Source organism: Micromonospora sp. WMMD956, assembly GCF_029626125.1.
Lineage (GTDB): Bacteria > Actinomycetota > Actinomycetes > Mycobacteriales > Micromonosporaceae > Micromonospora > Micromonospora carbonacea.
On sequence record NZ_JARUBI010000005.1, the window covers coordinates 4,722,601 to 4,740,328 of the forward strand.

General features: G+C 75.8%; 10 protein-coding genes. 7 read left to right on the plus strand and 3 right to left on the minus strand.

Features of this window, described 5'->3' with window-relative positions; genetic code table 11:
* The first annotated feature begins 104 nt into the window (after positions 1-104).
* Together O7628_RS21390 and O7628_RS21395 are read left to right on the plus strand one after the other, a co-directional pair.
* Complete coding sequence (locus O7628_RS21390) at positions 105-1,424, plus strand: MFS transporter (protein WP_278133089.1); 1,320 nt, start codon at positions 105-107, stop codon at positions 1,422-1,424.
* A 388-nt stretch (positions 1,425-1,812) separates the two neighbouring features.
* Positions 1,813-2,403 (plus strand): phosphotransferase, encoded by a 591-nt coding sequence (locus tag O7628_RS21395; RefSeq protein WP_278133091.1) that lies wholly within the window; start codon positions 1,813-1,815, stop codon positions 2,401-2,403.
* Positions 2,404-2,627: 224 nt separating this feature from the next.
* On the opposite strand, the gene rox is transcribed toward O7628_RS21395, so the two are convergent.
* Positions 2,628-4,055, minus strand: a complete 1,428-nt coding sequence (rox, locus tag O7628_RS21400; protein WP_278133093.1) for a rifampin monooxygenase — start codon at positions 4,053-4,055, stop codon at positions 2,628-2,630.
* Between the two features lie 429 nt (positions 4,056-4,484).
* Here rox and O7628_RS21405 point away from each other — a divergent pair, with 429 nt between their 5' ends.
* Entirely contained in the window at positions 4,485-5,849 is a 1,365-nt protein-coding gene (locus tag O7628_RS21405; protein WP_278133095.1) for a ricin-type beta-trefoil lectin domain protein, read from the plus strand.
* Between the two features lie 107 nt (positions 5,850-5,956).
* On the opposite strand, the gene O7628_RS21410 is transcribed toward O7628_RS21405, so the two are convergent.
* Complete coding sequence (locus O7628_RS21410) at positions 5,957-10,582, minus strand: ATP-dependent helicase (RefSeq protein WP_278133097.1); 4,626 nt, start codon at positions 10,580-10,582, stop codon at positions 5,957-5,959.
* Between the two features lie 190 nt (positions 10,583-10,772).
* Here O7628_RS21410 and O7628_RS21415 point away from each other — a divergent pair, with 190 nt between their 5' ends.
* The gene (locus O7628_RS21415) at positions 10,773-11,120 is read left to right on the plus strand and encodes a hypothetical protein (protein WP_278136374.1); all 348 of its coding nucleotides are present in this window, start codon (positions 10,773-10,775) and stop codon (positions 11,118-11,120) included.
* Positions 11,121-11,124: 4 nt separating this feature from the next.
* Here the strand turns inward: O7628_RS21415 and O7628_RS21420 are convergent, their stop codons facing one another.
* The gene (locus tag O7628_RS21420; RefSeq protein WP_278133098.1) at positions 11,125-12,723 is read right to left on the minus strand and encodes a DUF4139 domain-containing protein; all 1,599 of its coding nucleotides are present in this window, start codon (positions 12,721-12,723) and stop codon (positions 11,125-11,127) included.
* 171 nt (positions 12,724-12,894) lie between these two features.
* Here O7628_RS21420 and O7628_RS21425 point away from each other — a divergent pair, with 171 nt between their 5' ends.
* The 3 genes from O7628_RS21425 to O7628_RS21435 are packed head-to-tail and all read left to right on the plus strand — an operon-like array spanning position 12,895 to position 17,716.
* On the plus strand, positions 12,895-15,735 hold the full coding sequence (locus O7628_RS21425; protein ID WP_278133101.1) for a Na+/H+ antiporter subunit A: 2,841 nt from the start codon (positions 12,895-12,897) through the stop codon (positions 15,733-15,735).
* The gene (locus O7628_RS21430) at positions 15,732-16,205 is read left to right on the plus strand and encodes a Na(+)/H(+) antiporter subunit C (RefSeq protein WP_278133102.1); all 474 of its coding nucleotides are present in this window, start codon (positions 15,732-15,734) and stop codon (positions 16,203-16,205) included. The genes O7628_RS21425 and O7628_RS21430 overlap by 4 nt, the downstream gene beginning before the upstream one ends.
* Complete coding sequence (locus tag O7628_RS21435) at positions 16,202-17,716, plus strand: Na+/H+ antiporter subunit D (protein ID WP_278133104.1); 1,515 nt, start codon at positions 16,202-16,204, stop codon at positions 17,714-17,716. The genes O7628_RS21430 and O7628_RS21435 overlap by 4 nt, the downstream gene beginning before the upstream one ends.
* Positions 17,717-17,728 lie beyond the last annotated feature (12 nt).

The window sequence follows — 17,728 nt, forward strand, 5'->3', positions numbered from 1 at the left end:
CAGCCGCCGTCGGCCCGAAACGGGTCGATCGGGACGCGCCGAACGGCGATCATTGCGGGTGTCTCGCGGCCGGCCGGACGCGACCGACGTCACCTGGGGGACCGGTGCTCGCTCCGCTGCGCCATCGCGCGTTCCGCTGGCTGGCCGCCGGCCGCATGGTCAACATGCTGGGCAACGGCGTCGCGCCCATCGCCCTGGCCTTCGCCGTGCTCGACCTGACCGGTTCGGTGCGTGACCTGGGCCTGGTGGTCGGCGTCAGATCCCTGATGACCGTGCTGTTCGTGCTCTTCGGCGGCGTGGTGGCCGACCGAATTCCGCGCCGGCTGGTGCTGGTCGGCTCCAACGCGCTGGGCGCGGCGACGCAGGCGGCGGTGGCCGCCGTCGTGCTCACCGGCACGGCGACGATCCCGCTGCTGCTGGCGCTCGGCGCGGCCAACGGCGTCGTGAGCGCCCTGGCCCAGCCGGCGTCGGCCGCCGCGACGCCGCAGACCGTGCCGCCCGATCTGCTCCAGCAGGCCAACGCGCTCATCCGGCTCGGCATCAACGCGGGCTCGATCGGCGGCGCGGCGGCGGGGGGCCTCCTCGTGGCCGCTGTCGGGCCCGGCTGGGGGCTCGCCGTCGACGCGGCCACCTTCGCCGTCGCGGCCGTGGCCTTCGCCGGCGTCCGGGTCGCCGCCCCGAAGGCCAGGAGCAGCCGTACGGGTGTCGTCGCCGACCTGCGGGTGGGCTGGACGGAGTTCACCGCACGCACGTGGGTGTGGGCGGTGGTGCTCGGCTTCATGGTCCTCAACGCGTGCCTGGCCGGCGGCGTCAACGTGCTCGGCCCGGCCGTCGCCGACTCGACGGTCGGCCGCAGCGGCTGGGGCGTGGTGCTGGCCGCGCAGACCGTCGGGATGGTGCTGGGCGGGCTGATCGCCCTGCGGATCCGGGTGCGCCGGCTGCTGCTGCTCGGCGTGGCCTGCATGTTCGCCGAGTCGCTCCTGCTGCTGGGGCTGGCCCTGGCGCCCACGATCCTCGTGCTGGTGGCCGCCGCGTTGGCCGTCGGCATCGCCGTCGAACAGTTCACGGTGGCCTGGGACACGTCGATCGCCCAGCACATCCCGGCCGACCGGCTGGCGCGCGTCTACTCGTACGACATGTTGGGGTCCTGGATCGCCATGCCGCTCGGCCAGGTGGCGGTCGGGCCGCTCGCCGCGACGATCGGGGCCCGCGACACGCTGCTGGCCCTCGCCGGGCTGGTGGTGCTCGCCGTCGGGGGCATGCTGGCCAGCCGGGACGTGCGCCGGCTGCGGGCGTTGCCACCCGGCCGGGCCGCCGAGGAGGCGCGGGCCGCCGGGGAGCCGCCCGCCGCCGGCGGCCGGCCGGCCGACCCGGCGCGGGGAGAGGCGGGTGGCGGCACCGCCGACGCGGCCACGGTCGCCTGACGCGGCAGGTCCCGCTCCGCTCCCGCCCGGATAACCGGTGGATGCCCGCGGCGGTGTCTTCTACCGTGCCGGTCGTGCCCATTCACGCCGATGAGATCCGCGCCACCGCCGAGCAGGTGCGCCGCCTGGTGGCGGCCCAGTGTCCCCAGTGGGCCGACCTTCCCGTGACGCCCCTGCCCGACGAGGTGGAGGGCACCGACCACGTCCTCTTCCGCATCGGCGATCGACTCGTCGCCCGGATGCCCAAGATCGCCTGGGCGGTCGGCCAGGCCGAGTCCGACGCGCGGTGGCTGCCCGCGCTCGCCCCCCACCTGCCCGCGCGGGTGCCCGTCCCGGTGCACATCGGCGAGCCGGGTGCCGGATTCCCGTGGCCGTGGACCGTGGTGCCGTGGTTCGCGGGACGCACGCCGCCCCGGCTCGGCTGCGCCGACGTGTCCCTGGCCCGCGACCTGGCGGGCTTCGTGCGGGCCCTGCACGGGGTGGACCCGGCCGGGGGCCGGCCAAGCCGCCCGGTTCCCGGGGGGCCGCCCTGCGCCACGCCGACGACGCCGTGCGGCGGGTGCTGCCCCGGCTCGCCGCGCACGACGACGGCTTCGACGTGCGCGCCGCCGAGGCGGCGTGGGAGGTCTGCCTGGCCGCTCCCGAGTGGGACCGCGAGCCGGTGTGGATCCACGGTGACCTGCAGCCGGGCAACCTGGTCGTCGACGACGACGGCCGGCTGGTCGCGGCCATCGACTTCGGCGCGCTCGGCGTCGGCGATCCGGCCCCGGACGTGGCCCCGGCGCTGTGGACGTTCACCGGCGCGGCCCGGGAGACCTACCGGGAGGCGATCGGGTACGACGACACCACCTGGCGGCGCGCCTGCGGCTGGGCGCTCGCGCCCTCGCTGACCGGCATCGACTACTACCGGCACACCTTCCCCCGCATGGCCGAACACGGCCGCCACATGGTCCGCGCGGTCATCGCCACCCTCACCTGACCCCACCCCGCCCACCCCACCGCCCCACCCTCCGCCCCACCCTCCGCCCCACCCTCCGCCCCACCCACCGCCCCGCCCACCGCCCCGGTGATCAAGAGGTTTGTGTCATCGTGGAGATCAACTCTGACGCTTTTCTCTTGATCACCGCCCCGCCCCGCCCCGACCCGACCCGACCCGGGGCAGGGTGGGGCGGGGCGGGGCGGGCGGGGTGGGTGGGTGGTGGGTCAGGTCGTGGCGGGGCCGAACCAGGTGGGTAGGTGGTCGCGCAGGTCCTGCTGGTCGTCGCCGACCCACGCCACGTGGCCGTCGGGCCGCAGCAGCACGGCGGGCACGTCGAGCTCGTCGCTGCTGTCGACGACGTGGTCGATCCGGTCGGCCCAGCCCGTCACCGAGAGCCCGCCGGTCCGGTCGAGCAGCAGCCCCCGGCCGCCGCGGGTCAGCTCGTAGAGGCGTCCGCGCCCCAGCCGGACGTCGCGTAGCCGCCGGCCGAGCAGGTGGTGGCCCGCGCCGAAGTCGTACCGGACGCTGATGGCGATGATCTTCTCGGTCAGGTGTCGGCTCACGTCCTCGTAGTCCATCAGCTCCGCCACCAGCCGGCGTACGGCCTGGGCCCCCGGCTCGGTCGACATCAGCTCCATCTGCGCCCGGGTGTTGTCCAGCACGTCGACGGCGACCGGACGCCGCTCGGTCTCGTAGCTGTCCAGCAGCCCCGGCGGCGCCCAGCCGTCGATCTGGGCGGCGAGCTTCCAGCCGAGGTTGAAAGCGTCCTGGACGCCGAGGTTGAGCCCCTGCCCGCCGGTCGGCGGGTGGACGTGCGCCGCGTCGCCGGCGAGCAGCACCCGGCCGACCCGGTAGCGCTCGGCCAGCCGGGTGGCGTCGCCGAAGCGGGACAGCCAGCGTGGCGAGTGCACGCCGAAGTCGGTGCCGCCGTACGCCAGCAGTTGCCGTTTGACCTCGTCGAGGGTCGGCGGGACCCGGCGGTCCTCGGCCACCCCCTCGGCGGGCACGACGACGCGGTACACGCCGTCGCCGAGGGGCATCGCGCCGAAGCGCAGCTGGGTCTTGCGGACCTCGGCGCTCACGGCGGCGAGGGTCTCGGGCGAGGCGGTCAGCCGCATCTCGCCCAGCAGCGTGTCGACCCTGCTGGACTCGCCGGGGAAGGCGACGCCGAGCAGCTTGCGCACCGTGCTGCGGCCACCGTCGCAGCCGACGAGGTAGCGGCAGCGCAGCCGGGTGCCGTCGGCCAGTTCGGCGGTCACCCCGTGGTCGTCCTGGCTGAGCCCGACCAGTTCGCCCCCGCGCCGGATCTCGACGCCGAGCTCGACGGCGCGCTCGGCCAGCAGGCGGTCGGTGGTGGTCTGCGGGATGCCGAGCACGTACGCGTGCGCGCTGTCCAGCCCGGTCGGCGGCGGCTTGGGGATGGCGGCGAAGAAGCCGCCCACCGGGTACACCGTGCCGAGCGCGAGGAACCGCTCCAGCAGGCCGCGCTGGTCCATGATCTCGATGCTGCGCGCGTGCAGCCCGAGCGCGCGTACGACCGGGGTCGGTTCCGTCTCCTTCTCCAGCAGCAGGGTGCGCACGCCGTGCAGCCGCAGCTCGCCGGCCAGCATCAGGCCGGTCGGGCCGCCCCCGACCACGATCACGTCGAACATGAATCTCCCCCATAAATAGACGAGCCCGTCCAAAGCCGCGCGGATCGCCGAAATGCGCAGCTACGGGGCCCGGCGGACGATTCTGCGGCATGACCCGGGTCTTGCCGCAAGGCCGGGGGTGCGGTATATGTTGAGAGTGGCAGGGAGTCGTCGACTCCTTGCCTTTCGTCTTTTCCGGCCCGGTTGGCGGCCCGTTGTCGGCCCGGTTGCCGGCTTTGTCCCGGTGTCGTGGCGGTGGCGAGACCGCCGTGGACCTGCCGCGCCGGATCCGCAGGCTCTCCGCGCGTAATCGGGCCGTGTTGACGGCATACGTCATACGTATTACTTTAACGTTAATCGATGGATTGAGGCTGCTTCCGGTCGCGTGCCCGACGCCTGCCCGCCGGACGGCCGATCCGCCAAGGACCCGATCCAAGAAGGAGTCGCCACATGTGGAGACATCGGCTCGTCGTCGGTGCCGTCGCGGGCGCGGCGGCGCTCGTCCTCGCGGCGGGCGGCGCGGCGGTCGCCGCCGGAGCCGGCCCGGTCGCGTACGCCAACGACGTCGGCACCCTCGCGACGACCGCCGGCTGTGGCCAGGCGCCCACCCTGACCAGCGGCACCCGCACGATCTCCAGCGGCGGCCAGAACCGCACGTTCATCCTGCGGATCCCCGACAACTACGACCGCAACCATCCCTACCGGTTGATCTTTGCGTTCCACTGGAACGGCGGCACCGCCAACGAGGTCGACTCGGGCGGCACCAGCGGCTACCCGTGGTCCTACTACGGCCTCCGCGCGCTGTCGAACAACTCGGCGATCTTCGTCGCGCCCCAGGGCATCGGCAACGGCTGGGCCAACAGCGGCGGCCGGGACCTGACCTTCGTCGACGACATGATGCGGCAGATCGAGGCGGGTCTGTGCGTCGACACCACGCAGCGCTTCGCCATGGGCTTCAGCTACGGCGGCGGCATGAGCTACGCCATCGCCTGCGCGCGGGCCACGGTCTTCCGGGCGGTCGCCGTCTACTCCGGCGCGGAGCTCAGCGGATGCAGCGGCGGCACCCAGCCCATCGCGTACATCGGCATCCACGGCCTGCGCGACGGCACCATCCCCATCTCCACCGGGCGGTCGCTGCGCGACCGGTTCGTCAGGAACAACGGCTGCACCCCGCAGAACCCGCCCGAGCCGGCGCAGGGCAGCCTCACCCACACCCTCACCTACTACTCGGGATGCCGGGCCGGCTACCCGGTGGCCTGGGCCCCGTTCGACGGCCCGCACGCCCCCAACGCCGTCGACGGCTCCGCCGACCCGTACGCCCCCGGCGAGAAGTCCTGGACCCGGCCGGTGGTGTGGAGCTTCTTCACCCAGTTCGACGGCACCACCCCGCCGACGCCCACGCCGACCCCGACCAGCAGCCCCGCCCAGGGCAGGCAGATCGTCGGCGGCCAGTCCGGGCGCTGCGTCGACGTGCCGAACGGCAGCACCACCAACGGCACCCAGACCCAACTCTGGGACTGCGCCGGCGGCGCCGCCGCCCAGAGCTGGACCCAGACCGCGGGCAGGCAACTCCAGGTGTACGGCACCAAGTGCCTCGACGCCAGCGGCGCCGGCACCAGCAACGGCACCCAGGTGATCATCTGGGACTGCCACGGCGGCGCCAACCAGCAGTGGAACGTCAACGCCAACGGCACCATCACCAACGCCCAGTCCGGGCTCTGCCTGGACGCCAACGCCGCGGGCACCGCCAACGGCACCAGGCTCATCCTCTGGTCGTGCAACGGCCAGCAGAACCAGCAGTGGAGCCTGCGCTGACCGTGAGGCTGGCTTGGCCGGTCCGTTGGTGATGGGCTGATGCCGGCCCGGCGTTCCGCCGGGCCGGCGTCGCTCGCTCGTGGGGGTCGGCGCGCCGGTCAGCGGCCTCAGCCGCGCAGGCGCAGGCCACGCGGGGTGGCCCGGAAGCCGGCGGCGGTCAGCGCGTCGCGCAGCGGGGACGCCGACACGGCCTCCCCGTCGGCCCGCTCCACCGAGATCGCGCCGAGCGCGCCCGTGCGCACCGCGTCGGCGAGCGCCCTGCCGGCCGCCGCGAGGGCGTCCGGGGCGTCGGCGAAGGAGAGGATCGTCCGGCCGCCCCGCTCGACGTAGAGCACCAGGTCGCCGCCGACCAGCACGACCAACGCGCCGGCCTTGCGCCCCGCCCGGTGCCCGCTCACGGGGGCGACCCCGTCGCCGGAGTCGACCGCCCGCTCGGGCCAGGGCAGCGCCGCACCGTACGGGTTGGCCGGGTCGGTGGCGGCGAGGACGAGCGCCCGGCCCCGGCTCCCGGCCTCGCCCCCGCCGCGCCCCCCGGCCTCGTGACCGTCGCCGCCCCGGCCCGCCGCCGGGTCGGCGAGGGCGCGGATCCGGTCGACCGCCCCGGGCACCGCGAACTGGGCCGCGCCCAGCCCCTCCACGAAGTAGCCCCGCCGGGCCGCCCCGCGCTCCTCCAGCGCCGCCAGCACCGGGTAGACGGCCGCGAACCCGCCCGTCACCTGCTCGGCGGCGACCGCGCCCCGGGTGACGACCCCGTGCCGCTCCAGCAGCACGTCGGCGAGCGCGGCGGCCCGCCGGGTCGGGTCGAGGTCGCGTTCCGGCAGCCGCGACCAGCGGCCCGCCACGCTGGGCGGGCCGCTGCGGCTGGGCAGCGCCACCCGGCCGGGTCGGCGCAACCGGGTGCGCGGCGCGGTCGGCCGGGACCGGTGCGCCCCGCCGCCGCCGAGCGCCGCCCGCAGCGGGGCGAGGGTGTCGTTGGTGAGGTGCCCCGCCCACACCAGGTCCCAGATCGCGGCGGTCAGCGCCGCGTCGTCGGTGCAGCCCACCCGGTCGGACAGCGACCGGAAGAACAGCGCCTGCCCGTCGCCGAGTGCGTCGAGCACGGCGTCGTGCAACGGGGTACGCGTCAGCGCGTCGTCGGGCGGCGGCAGCAGCAGCGGCGCGGCGTCGGCGTACGCGAGGGTGACCCAACCGTCGCCGCCGGAGATCGCCCCGGACCCGGCCCACAGCACCTCGCCACCGGCGCACAGCTCGTCGAGCTGGGCGGGGGAGTAGTCGGCGACCCGGCCGGGCAGCACCAGACGTTCCAGGGCGGACGCCGGCACGGCCGCGCCCTGCAACTGCTCGACGGCGGCGGCGACGGCGTCCAGCCCCCGCGCCGACGTGCCGACCTGCTGCCAGCGGGGCAGGAACGCGGCCAGGGCCCTCGGTGACACCGGCTCGATCTCCCGGCGCAGCGCGGCGAGGGAACGGCGGCGCAGCAGCCGCAGCACCTCGGCGTCGCACCACTGGGTGCCCACGGTGTCGGGGGCGAACTCGCCGGAGACGACCCGCCCGGCGGCGGCGAGCCGGCGCAGCTCCTGCTCGACGACGGCCACGCCGAGCCCGAAGCGGGCGGCGCAGGTGGCGGCGGCGAACGGGCCGTGGGTGCGGGCGTAGCGGGCGACCAGGTCGCCGAGCGGGTCGGCCACCGGGGCGAGGTGCGCCCCCGCCACCCCGACGGGCAGGGCCACGCCGAGGGCGTCGCGCAGCCGGGCGGCGTCCTCGACGACGACCCAGCGCTCCTCGCCGGCGACCCGCACGCGCAGCACCCGGCGGGCCGCCGCCAGAGCGGTGAGCCAGTCGACGGGCACGCCCCGCTCGGCCAGCTCCGCCTCCGACAGGTCGCCGACGGTGCGCAGCAGCTCGACGGCGTCCTCCGCGTCGCGGGGCCGGCGCTGCGCGGTCAGCCAGCGCAGCTGCCGGTCGGTCTCGGCGAGCACCGCCGGGTCGAGCAGCTCCCGCAGGTCGACCCGGCCGAGCAGCTCGCCGAGCAGCGCCGAGTCCAGCGCCAGGGCGGCGGCCCGCCGCTCGGCGAGGGGCGCGTCGCCCTCGTAGAGGAACGCCCCCACGTAGCCGAACAGCAGCGAGCGGGCGAACGGCGACGGCCGCTCGGTCTCGACCTCGACCAGGCGCACCCTGCGGGCGGCCAGGTCGCGCATCAGCCCGGCGAGGGCCGGCTGGTCGAAGACGTCCTGGAGGCACTCCCGGGCGGCCTCCAGGGTGACCGGGAAGTCGGCGTACTCGCGGGCCACGTCGAGCAGTTGGGCGGCCCGCTGGCGCTGCTGCCACAGCGGCTGGCGGCGGCGCGGGTCGCGGCGGGGCAGCAGCAGCGACCGGGCCGCGCACTCCCGGAACCGGGACGCGAACAGCGCCGACGTGCCCACCGACTCCTCGACGAGCTGGGCGATCTCGTCGGGCTCGAAGAGCACCACGTCGGCGCCGGGCGGGGAGTCGGCGGTGTCGGGCAGCCGCACCACGATCCCGTCGTCGGACGGCATGACCTGGGCGTCCACGCCGTACCGCTCGGCGAGCCGGCGGCCGATGGCCAGCGCCCACGGGCCGTTGACGCGGGCGCCGAGCACGCTGTGCACGGCGAGCCGCCAGTCGCCCAGCTCGTCGCGGAACCGCTCGACCAGCACGGTGCGGTCGTCGGGCAGGGACCGCGTCGCGGCCTGCTGCTCCCGCAGGTAGGCCACCAGGTTGCCGGCGGCCCAGTCGTCGAGCCCGCCGGCGCGCAGCGCGGCCACCGCCGCCTCGTCGCCGTGGCGCAGCAGGGCCCGCACCCGCGCGCCGATGGCCCGGCCCAGCTCCACCGGGCGGCCGAGCTGGTCGCCCTTCCAGAACGGCATCCGGGCGGCCTGGCCCGGGGCGGGGGAGACCAGCACCCGGTCGGGGGTGATGTCCTCGATCCGCCAGGACGACGAGCCGAGCAGGAACACGTCGCCGACCCGCGACTCGTAGACCATCTCCTCGTCCAGCTCGCCGACCCGGGCGGCCCGCTCCGCCCCGGCGAGGAAGACGCCGAACAGGCCCCGGTCGGGGATGGTGCCGCCGCTGGTGACGGCGAGCCGCTGCGCGCCGGGCCGGCCGGTGAGCACGTCGGCGGCGCGGTCCCAGACCAGCCGGGGGCGCAGCTCCGCGAACGCGGTCGACGGGTAACGCCCGGAGAGCATGTCCAGCACGGCGTGCAGCGCGGAGTCGGGCAGCTCGGCGAACGGCGCGGCCCGGCGGACGACGACGGCCAGGTCGCCGACCCGCCACGGTTCGAGGGCCACCATCGCGACGATCTGCTGGGCCAGCACGTCGAGGGGGTTGCGCGGGTGGTGCAGCTCCTCGATCGCCCCGGCGGCCATCCGCTCGGCGACGACGGTGCAGGAGAGCAGGTCACCCCGGTGCTTGGGGAAGACCACGCCCCGGGAGACCGCGCCGACCTGATGCCCGGCCCGGCCGACGCGTTGCAGGCCGGCGGCGACGCTGGGCGGGGCGGCGATCTGCACCACCAGGTCGACGGTGCCCATGTCGATGCCCAGCTCCAGGCTGGAGGTGGCGACCACGGCGGGGAGCTGGCCGGACTTGAGGGCCTCCTCGATGTGCTTGCGCTCCTCCCGCGAGACGCTGCCGTGGTGGGCGCGGGCGACCACCGGGGCGACCCCGGCCGCCGCCCCCGCCTGGGCCATCACCTCGGCCGGCGGCCGGGCGGGCGCCCCGCCGGTCGCCTCCGCGCCGGCCAGCTCCTCGGCGGCCAGCTCGTTGAGGCGGGCGCAGAGCCGCTCGGCGCTGCGCCGGGAGTTGGTGAAGACGATGGTCGACCGGTGCGCGCGGACCAGCGCGTAGACCCGTTCCTCGACGGCGGGCCAGATCGAGGCCCGGCGCGGCCCGGGGCCGCCCAGGGCGTCGGGGGGCGGCTCCTGGTCGTCGAGGCGGGTCATGTCCTCCACCGGGACCTCGACGCTGACCTCGATGGTCTTGGCGCTGGGCGGCTGCACCACGTCGACCGGGCGGGCCCCGCCGAGGAACCGGGCGCACGCGTCGATCGGCCGGACCGTGGCGGACAGGCCGATGCGCTGGGCGGGGGCCGGCAGCAGCTCGTCGAGCCGTTCCAGGGAGAGCGCCAGGTGCGCCCCGCGCTTCGTCCCGGCGACCGCGTGCACCTCGTCGACGATGACCGTCTCGACCCCGCGCAGCGAGTCCCGCGCGGCGGAGGTGAGCAGCAGGAACAGCGACTCGGGGGTGGTGATGAGGATGTCCGGCGGGGTACGGGCGAAGGCCCGCCGCTCGTCGGCGGGGGTGTCGCCGGTGCGCATCCCGACGGTGATCTCCGGCGGGGCGACGCCGAGCCGGGTGGCGGCCTGCCGGATGCCGGCCAGGGGCCCGCGCAGGTTGCGCTCCACGTCGACGGCGAGGGCCTTGAGCGGGCTGACGTAGAGCACCCGGCAGCGCTGGCGGGGCTCGGCCGGCGGCGGCGCGGCGGCCAGCCGGTCGAGCGACCAGAGGAACGCCGCGAGGGTCTTGCCGGAGCCGGTGGGCGCGACCACCAGGGCGTTGCTGCGGGCCGCCACCGACCGCCAGGCCCCGATCTGGGCGGGGGTGGGCGTGGCGAAGGCCGCCGAGAACCACTCGCGGGTCGCCGGGCCGAAACCCGCCAGCACCCGGGCCGCCTCCGCCGGGCCGAACCCGGCCGTCACCTCCACCACGGCATCCATCCTGCCTCGGGGGTGGGACATCCGGGCGGGCTGGTACCGGTGCCGGCGGCCGGCGCGCGCGACGAACCGCGGCCGGACCGTGGAGGAAATGGCGCTTTGTTCCGTTAAGTCTTACTTAACTGCTTGCTTCCATGTCGCGACTTAGAGTAACTTCGGGGCGGTGAGACATGGAGGAGTGCGGATGATCGTCGAGGAGCGGAGTGTCGGTGCGGGCACCGACGTGCTCATCCGGAAGGTCGACAGCCATCTTGCCGCACTCCGCGCCGGCCTGCACGGCCCCGAGTTGGAGCTCGCCGAGCGGCTCGCGGCCTGCCTGCGCGAGCTGGTCCGGCAGACCGCCCAGTCCAGCGCGGCCGACCGGGGGCAGGTCCGCGCCGCCGTCCACTTCTTCGTCCTGCGCCGGGAGAGCCGGGGGCGGCTGCTCGCCGTGCGCTCGCTCGCCGCCGCGCAGCGCGTGGTCAACCGGGTCGTCGTCCAGCTCGACCGCCCCGACCTGCTCGTCGAGACCCGCCGCGACCTGCTGGTCTGAGCCGTCACTCCCGCCAGCCGGCCAGCTCCACCCCCTTGGCCAGCTCGACCCGGAAGCCCATGACGACCTCGCCGCTGTCGCCCGGTTCAAGCCGCAGCCGCCAGGTCAGCTCGCCCAGCTCGGTGCGCTCGGCCGGCGGCGGGGCGATGGTGGCCTCCCGCACGACCACCGCCTCGTCGCGCGACACCGGCAACTGGTCGCGCACCTCCACCGTCGCCGGCCGGGGCGTGTGGTTGGCCACCGAGATCCGGTATTCCACGTCCCGTCGCCGGGTCGAGCCGAGCGTGGCCCGGGTCTCGGCGCGCCGGCCCAGCTTCCGCTCCACCCGCACCCGGTCGTCCACCCCGAGCGCCAGCTCGGTCTCCTCGCCGGGCGCCCACGTCGGCAGCCGGGTGGCCGCGACGAAGTCGGCCCCGTGGAAGACCGCCGCCGGGCCGGGCAGCAGCGTGTGCGCCGAGGTGTTGCGCACCGTCGCCCGCAGGTGCGCCTCGGCCGCGCGCACCGGCACGGTCACGTGGTCCAGCCGCGCCGGCAGCTCCAGCACGGCGATCGTCGCCCGGTACGCGCTGCCGTCCGCCGGCACCGCCACCGGCCGCGCCGGCCGGTAGGTGGCGGCGCTGACGCCCTGCTCGACCGTGGCCACGCTCTCGTGCACCTTGGGGCGCGGCGCGCCCGCGCGGGCCGCCCCGCCCCCCACGGCGACCTCGAACGCCGGCCCGGCGGGCGGCGCGGGCACCGGCGGCCCGCCGAAGCTCGCCGCCGGCATGGCTGCCCGGGGCAGCGGCCGGACCCGGTCGAGATACCAGGGCGACAGCTCGGGCACGCCCGTCGCCGCCGCCGGCCGGGCGGTCGAGAGCTGGAGCACGCACTCCGGCCAGTCCTCGCCGGTGTCCTGACTGACCAGGCCGAACCAGGTCACGGTCACCGCGTCGTCGACCAGCCGCAGGTCGTAGGAGGGCTGCCAGCGGGCCCCGTCGACCAGGTAGGTCAGCTCCAGGTCCAGCTCGGCGTCGTCGGCGTCCACCGCCACCGTCACCTCGGCGGCCAGCCGGTCCGGCTCCCGCTTTCCGTGCGCGGCCTCCAACTGCCGCCGCACCGCCGCCAGCTCCTCGGCCAGCTCGGTCCGCCGCCGGGTCAACTCCCGACGCCGCCCGTGGGAGTCGGCGAGCTGCCCGGCCACCGAGTCGGCGAAGGCCGCCACGTCGGCCGGCTCGGCGTCACGGGCGGCGAGCGCGCGGGCGTACGTGCCACCGGCCCGCTCGGCCAGCCCGGAGAGGAACTGTCCCCGCTGCTCCTCGACCGCGTACGCGTCGTCGACCCCGGCCAGCTCGTCGGTCAGCTCCCGGCTGCGCTCCTCCAGCTCGCGGACCTGCCCGTCGGCGCTGCGCGCCTGCCGCCACGTGGTCACGTCCACGCCGAGCACCCTCGCCGCGCCCCGGCCGCCGACCCGCAGCGAGTCCCGGTGCAACCCCAGCGGCAACGGGGCGACGCGTACCCGGTGCTCGCCGGCGGCCAGCCGGGCGCTGCCCCGGCGGGTGACCCGGGCCCGGTCCGGATAGACGGTGACGCCGACGACGGGTGCTTCGATCTCCACTGCGTTCACGGCGGCGAGGATAGCCAAGCGACGCTCGCGGCCCCGGCGCGCGGAGCCGGCCCATGCGCGTCGGGGCCCGGAAAATTCCGGCAAAAGCGCCCATCGGGCCGGAAACTGGCGTCTGATCGCTAATAGGCGTCTCCCTCGGGCGCGCTGCTGCCACCACGACCGGGAGCGCGGGTGCTCGTACTGCTGATCCTCCACCTGGTGGCGGCGCTCGTCGCGCCGCTGCTGGTCCGGTGGTGGGGACCGCGCGCCTGCTACCCCCTCGCGCTCGTGCCGGCCTCCGCGTTCGGCTGGGCCGTGGCCCGCACGCCGGCCGTGCGCGACGGCGGCGCGGTCGTCGAGGCGTACCACTGGGTGCCGCAACTGCGGCTGGAGCTGGCGCTGCGGCTGACCACCCTGTCCTGGCTGATGACCCTGCTCGTCGGTGGCGTCGGCGCGCTCGTGCTGGTCTACTGCGCGCGCTACTTCGCCGCCGGCTCGGCCGGGCTGGCCCGGTTCGCGGCCGTGCTCGTGGCCTTCGCCGGCGCGATGCTCGGCCTCGTCCTCGCCGACGACCTGCTGCTGCTCTACGTCTTCTGGGAGCTGACCACGGTCTTCTCCTACCTGCTGATCGGGCACAGCGCCGAGCGGCGGGCCAGCCGGTGGGCGGCGGCGCAGGCGCTCACGGTCACCACGTTCGGCGGGCTGGCGATGCTCGTCGGCTTCCTGATGCTCGGCCGGCACACCGGCGGCTACCGCTGGTCGGAACTCGCCGGGGCCGGGCTGCCGGCCGGCGGCTACCTGGTCACCGCCGTGCTGCTGGTGCTGGCCGGGGCGCTGGCCAAGTCGGCTGTCCTGCCGTTCAGCGGCTGGCTGCCGCAGGCGATGTGCGCGCCGACGCCGGTCAGCGCCTACCTGCACGCGGCGGCGATGGTGAAGGCCGGCGTCTACCTGCTCGGCCTGCTCGCCCCCGTGCTGGCCACCGCCGGCCCGTGGCGGCCCGTGACGGTCACCGCCGGCCTGCTCACCATGCTGGCGGGCGGGTGGGCCGCGCTGCGCCAGTGCGACCTGAAGCTGCTGCTGGCCTACGGCACCGTCAGCCAGCTCGGCCTGCTCACCGTGGCGCTCGGCGCGGGCACCCCGCAGGCGGCCCTCGCGGGCACGGCGATGCTGCTCGCGCACGCCCTGTTCAAGGCGGCCCTGTTCCTCGTCGTCGGCGCGATCGACCACAGCGCCGGCACCCGCGACCTGCGGGAACTGTCCGGGCTCGGGCGGCGGGCCCCGCTGCTGGCCGCCGTCGGGACGCTGGCCGCCGCCTCGATGGCCGGGCTGCCCCCGCTGGTCGGCTTCGTCGCGAAGGAGGCCGTCCTCGCCGCGTTCACCGACCAGCCGGTGGTCCTCGCCGGGCTCGTCGCCGGCACGGTGCTCACCGTCGCCTACACGGCCCGGTTCGTCTGGGGGGCGTTCGGCACGCGCCCGCACGCCGAACGGACCGAGCCGCAGCCCGTGCCCGCCGCCATGCTCGTGCCGCCCGCCCTGCTGGCCGTCGCCGGGCTGGCCGCCGGGTTGGCCGCCGGCCCGGCGGGCGCGCTGCTGCGCCCGTACGCCGAGCTCTTCGGCCCGGTGCCCGAGCACCTCGCGCTCTGGCACGGGCCGACCCTGGCACTCGGCCTGTCCGTCCTGGCCCTGGCCGGCGGCGCGGCCCTGTTCGCGCTGCGCGGCCCGCTCGCCCCCGCGCTGGCCCGGCTGCGCGCGCCCGTGAGCGGCGCGCAGGGGTACGAGTGGCTGACCCACCGCTTCGACCGGCTCGCCATCGAGGTCACCAGCGCCACCCAGCGCGGCTCCCTGCCGCTGTACCTCGGCACGATCCTGCTGGTCCTCGTCGTCGTGCCCGGCGGGGCGATGCTGGCCGCCGGCCCGTGGCGGCAGCGGGTCCCGCTGTGGGACACGCCGCTGCAACTGGTCGTCGGCGTGGTGGCGGCGGTCGCCGCGCTGCTCGCCGTCGGCGCGCGTCGCCGGCTCACCGCCATGCTGCTGGTCGGGGTCACCGGCTACGGCACCGCGATGATGTTCGTCCTGCACGGCGCGCCCGACCTGGCGCTCACCCAGTTCCTGGTGGAGACGGCGACCATCGCGGTCTTCGTGCTGGTGCTGCGCCGCCTGCCCGAACGGTTCTCCGCCCGCCCGTTGCGCCGCAGCCGGTGGGCGCGCCGCGCGGTGGGGGCCGCCGTCGGGCTCGTCCTCGCCGGGCTCTGCCTGGTCGCGGTGGGCGCCCGCACCGCGCCGTCGGTCTCGCTGGCTTTCCCCGGCCTCGCCGTCAGCGAGGGGCACGGCCGCAACGTGGTCAACGTGACCCTGGTCGACATCCGGGCCTGGGACACCATGGGCGAGCTCTCGGTGCTCGTGGTGACCGCGACCGGGGTGGCCAGCCTGATCTTCCGGCGGTCCCGCACCGGTCCCCGCCCGCGCCGCCCCCGCCCCGAGCGCCCTGCCCGGCGGGGTCCGCAGCGGCCGGTGTGGCTGCGCGGCGGCCCCACCCTCGCGGAGCGCCGCCGGTCCATCGTCTTCGAGGTGGTCACCCGGCTGCTCTTCCACACCATCGTGCTGTTCTCCCTGTTCCTGCTCTTCTCCGGCCACAACGCGCCCGGCGGCGGCTTCTCCGGCGGCCTGGTCGCCAGCCTCGCCCTGGCCGTGCGCTACCTCGCCGGCGGCCGGTACGAGCTGGCCGAGGCGGCCCCCGTCGGGGCCGGCACGATCCTCGGGGCCGGCCTGGCGGTGTCCGTCGGCACCGGCGCGTTCGCCCTCCTCGCCGGCGGGTCCGTGCTCCAGAGCGCGAAACTCGACCTGTGGTTGCCCGGCGTCGGCGACTTCTACGTCGTCACGTCGCTCTTCTTTGACATCGGGGTGTACCTGATCGTGGTCGGCCTGGTGCTGGACATCCTGCGCAGCCTCGGCGCGGAGGTCGACCGGCACATCGAGGCGGCCGGCAAGACCGAACGCGGGCTGATCGTCGACCCGCAGGGGCGGCGGCCGTGAACAGCAGCGGATCGACCCTGGTGCTGGTCGTCGCCGTCGGGGTGCTCGCCGGCACCGGCGTCACCCTGCTGCTGGAGCGCAGCCTGACCCGGATCCTGCTCGGCCTCATCCTGCTCGGCAACGGGGTCAACCTGCTGATCCTGCTCGCCGGCCGGTCCGGCGACGCGCCCGTCGTCGGCGCCGCGCCCGTCGACCGGATGAGCGACGCGCTGCCGCAGGCGATGGTCCTCACCGCCATCGTCATCACCTTCGGGCTCACCGCGTTCCTGCTGGCCGTGGCGTACCGCAGCTGGTATCTCACCGGCAACGACGAGGTGCAGGACGACCTGGAGGACCGCCAGGTCGCCGAGCTGGCCGCCCGCAACGAGCTGCCCGCGCGTGACCTCGGCGGCGAGGGCGCCGACGGCGACCCGGAACAGGTCGACCCGGAGCCGCACCTGCGCCGGCAGCACCGGGGGGAGACGCCGTGACGGGGTACGGGCCGCTCGTGCCGCTGCCGGTGGTGGTGCCGCTGCTGGGCGCCGCCCTCACCCTGCTGCTGGCCAACCGCCCCCGGCTCCAGCGCGCCGTCAGCGTGGTGGTGCTGGCCGCCACCCTCGCGGTCGCCGTGGTGCTGCTCGTCGAGGCGTACCGGCACGGGCCGGTCGTGGTGAGCGTCGGCGGCTGGCCCCCGCCGGTGGGGATCGTGCTGGTCGCCGACCAGCTCGCCGCGCTGATGCTGGTGGTCTCCTCCGCCGTGACGCTGTGCGTGCTGCTCTACTCGATCGGGCAGGGCCGGGGGGACATCGGCGAGTCGGCCCCCGTCACCATCTACCACCCCACCTACCTGGTGCTCACCGCCGGCGTCACCAACGCCTTCCTCGCCGGCGACCTGTTCAACCTCTTCGTCGGCTTCGAGATCCTGCTGGCGGCGAGCTTCGTGCTGATCACGCTCGGCGGCACCGAGGGTCGGATCCGGACCGGGTCGACGTACGTGGTGGTCAGCATCCTGTCCTCGATGATCTTCCTGGCCGGGGTGGGGCTCGTCTACGCCGCCACCGGCACCGTCAACATGGCCCAGCTCGCCGGGCGGCTCGACGCGCTGCCCGCCGACGTACGCCTCGCCCTGCAACTCACCCTGCTGCTCGCCTTCGGGATCAAGGCGGCCGTGTTCCCGCTGTCGGCCTGGCTGCCGGACAGCTACCCGACCGCGCCCGCCCCCGTCACCGCCGTCTTCGCGGGCCTGCTCACCAAGGTCGGCGTGTACGCGGTCATCCGCACCGAGACCCTGCTGTTCCCCGGCGGCCAGGTCGCCGGGCTGCTGATGGTGGTGGCCGGGCTGACCATGGTGGTCGGCATCCTCGGCGCGGTCGCCCAGTCGGACATGAAGCGGCTCTTCTCGTTCACCCTGGTCAGCCATATCGGCTACATGATCTTCGGGGTGGCGCTGAGCAGCGTCGCCGGCCTGTCCGGGGCGATCTTCTACGTGGTGCACCACATCACCATCCAGACCACCCTGTTCCTGGTCGCCGGGCTGGTCGAGGCGCGCGCCGGCAGCACCGACCTGCGCCGGCTCGGCGGCCTGGCCCGGGTCGCCCCGCTGCTCGGGGTGCTCTTCTTCGTGCCGGCGATGAACCTGGCCGGGATCCCGCCGCTGTCCGGCTTCCTCGGCAAGCTGGGCCTGCTCCAGGCGGGTGTCGGCGAAGGCGGCGTGCTGCCCTGGGTGCTGGTCGCCGCCGGCACCGTCACCAGCCTGCTCACCCTCTACGTCGCGTCCCGGGTGTGGAACATCGCGTTCTGGCGGGCCCCCCGGCTGGCCGCCGCCGACCCGCCGACCCGACTGCCCGCCCTGATGGTCGGCGCCACCACGGCGCTGGTCGCGCTGGGCCTGGTGCTCACCGTGGCCGCCGGCCCGCTGTTCGGGGTGACCACCGACGCGGCGACCGACCTGCGCGCCCGCACCCCGTACGTGCGCGCCGTCCTCCCCGGCGGCGCGCCGTGACCGGGCGGGCCG

Bases quoted from the DNA above. Each gene is read 5' to 3' on its own strand.
- rox (WP_278133093.1), bottom strand. From the start codon at position 4,055: ATGTTCGACGTGATCGTGGTCGGGGGCGGCCCGACCGGCCTGATGCTG.
- O7628_RS21405 (WP_278133095.1), top strand. From the start codon at position 4,485: ATGTGGAGACATCGGCTCGTCGTCGGTGCCGTCGCGGGCGCGGCGGCG.
- O7628_RS21415 (WP_278136374.1), top strand. From the start codon at position 10,773: ATGATCGTCGAGGAGCGGAGTGTCGGTGCGGGCACCGACGTGCTCATC.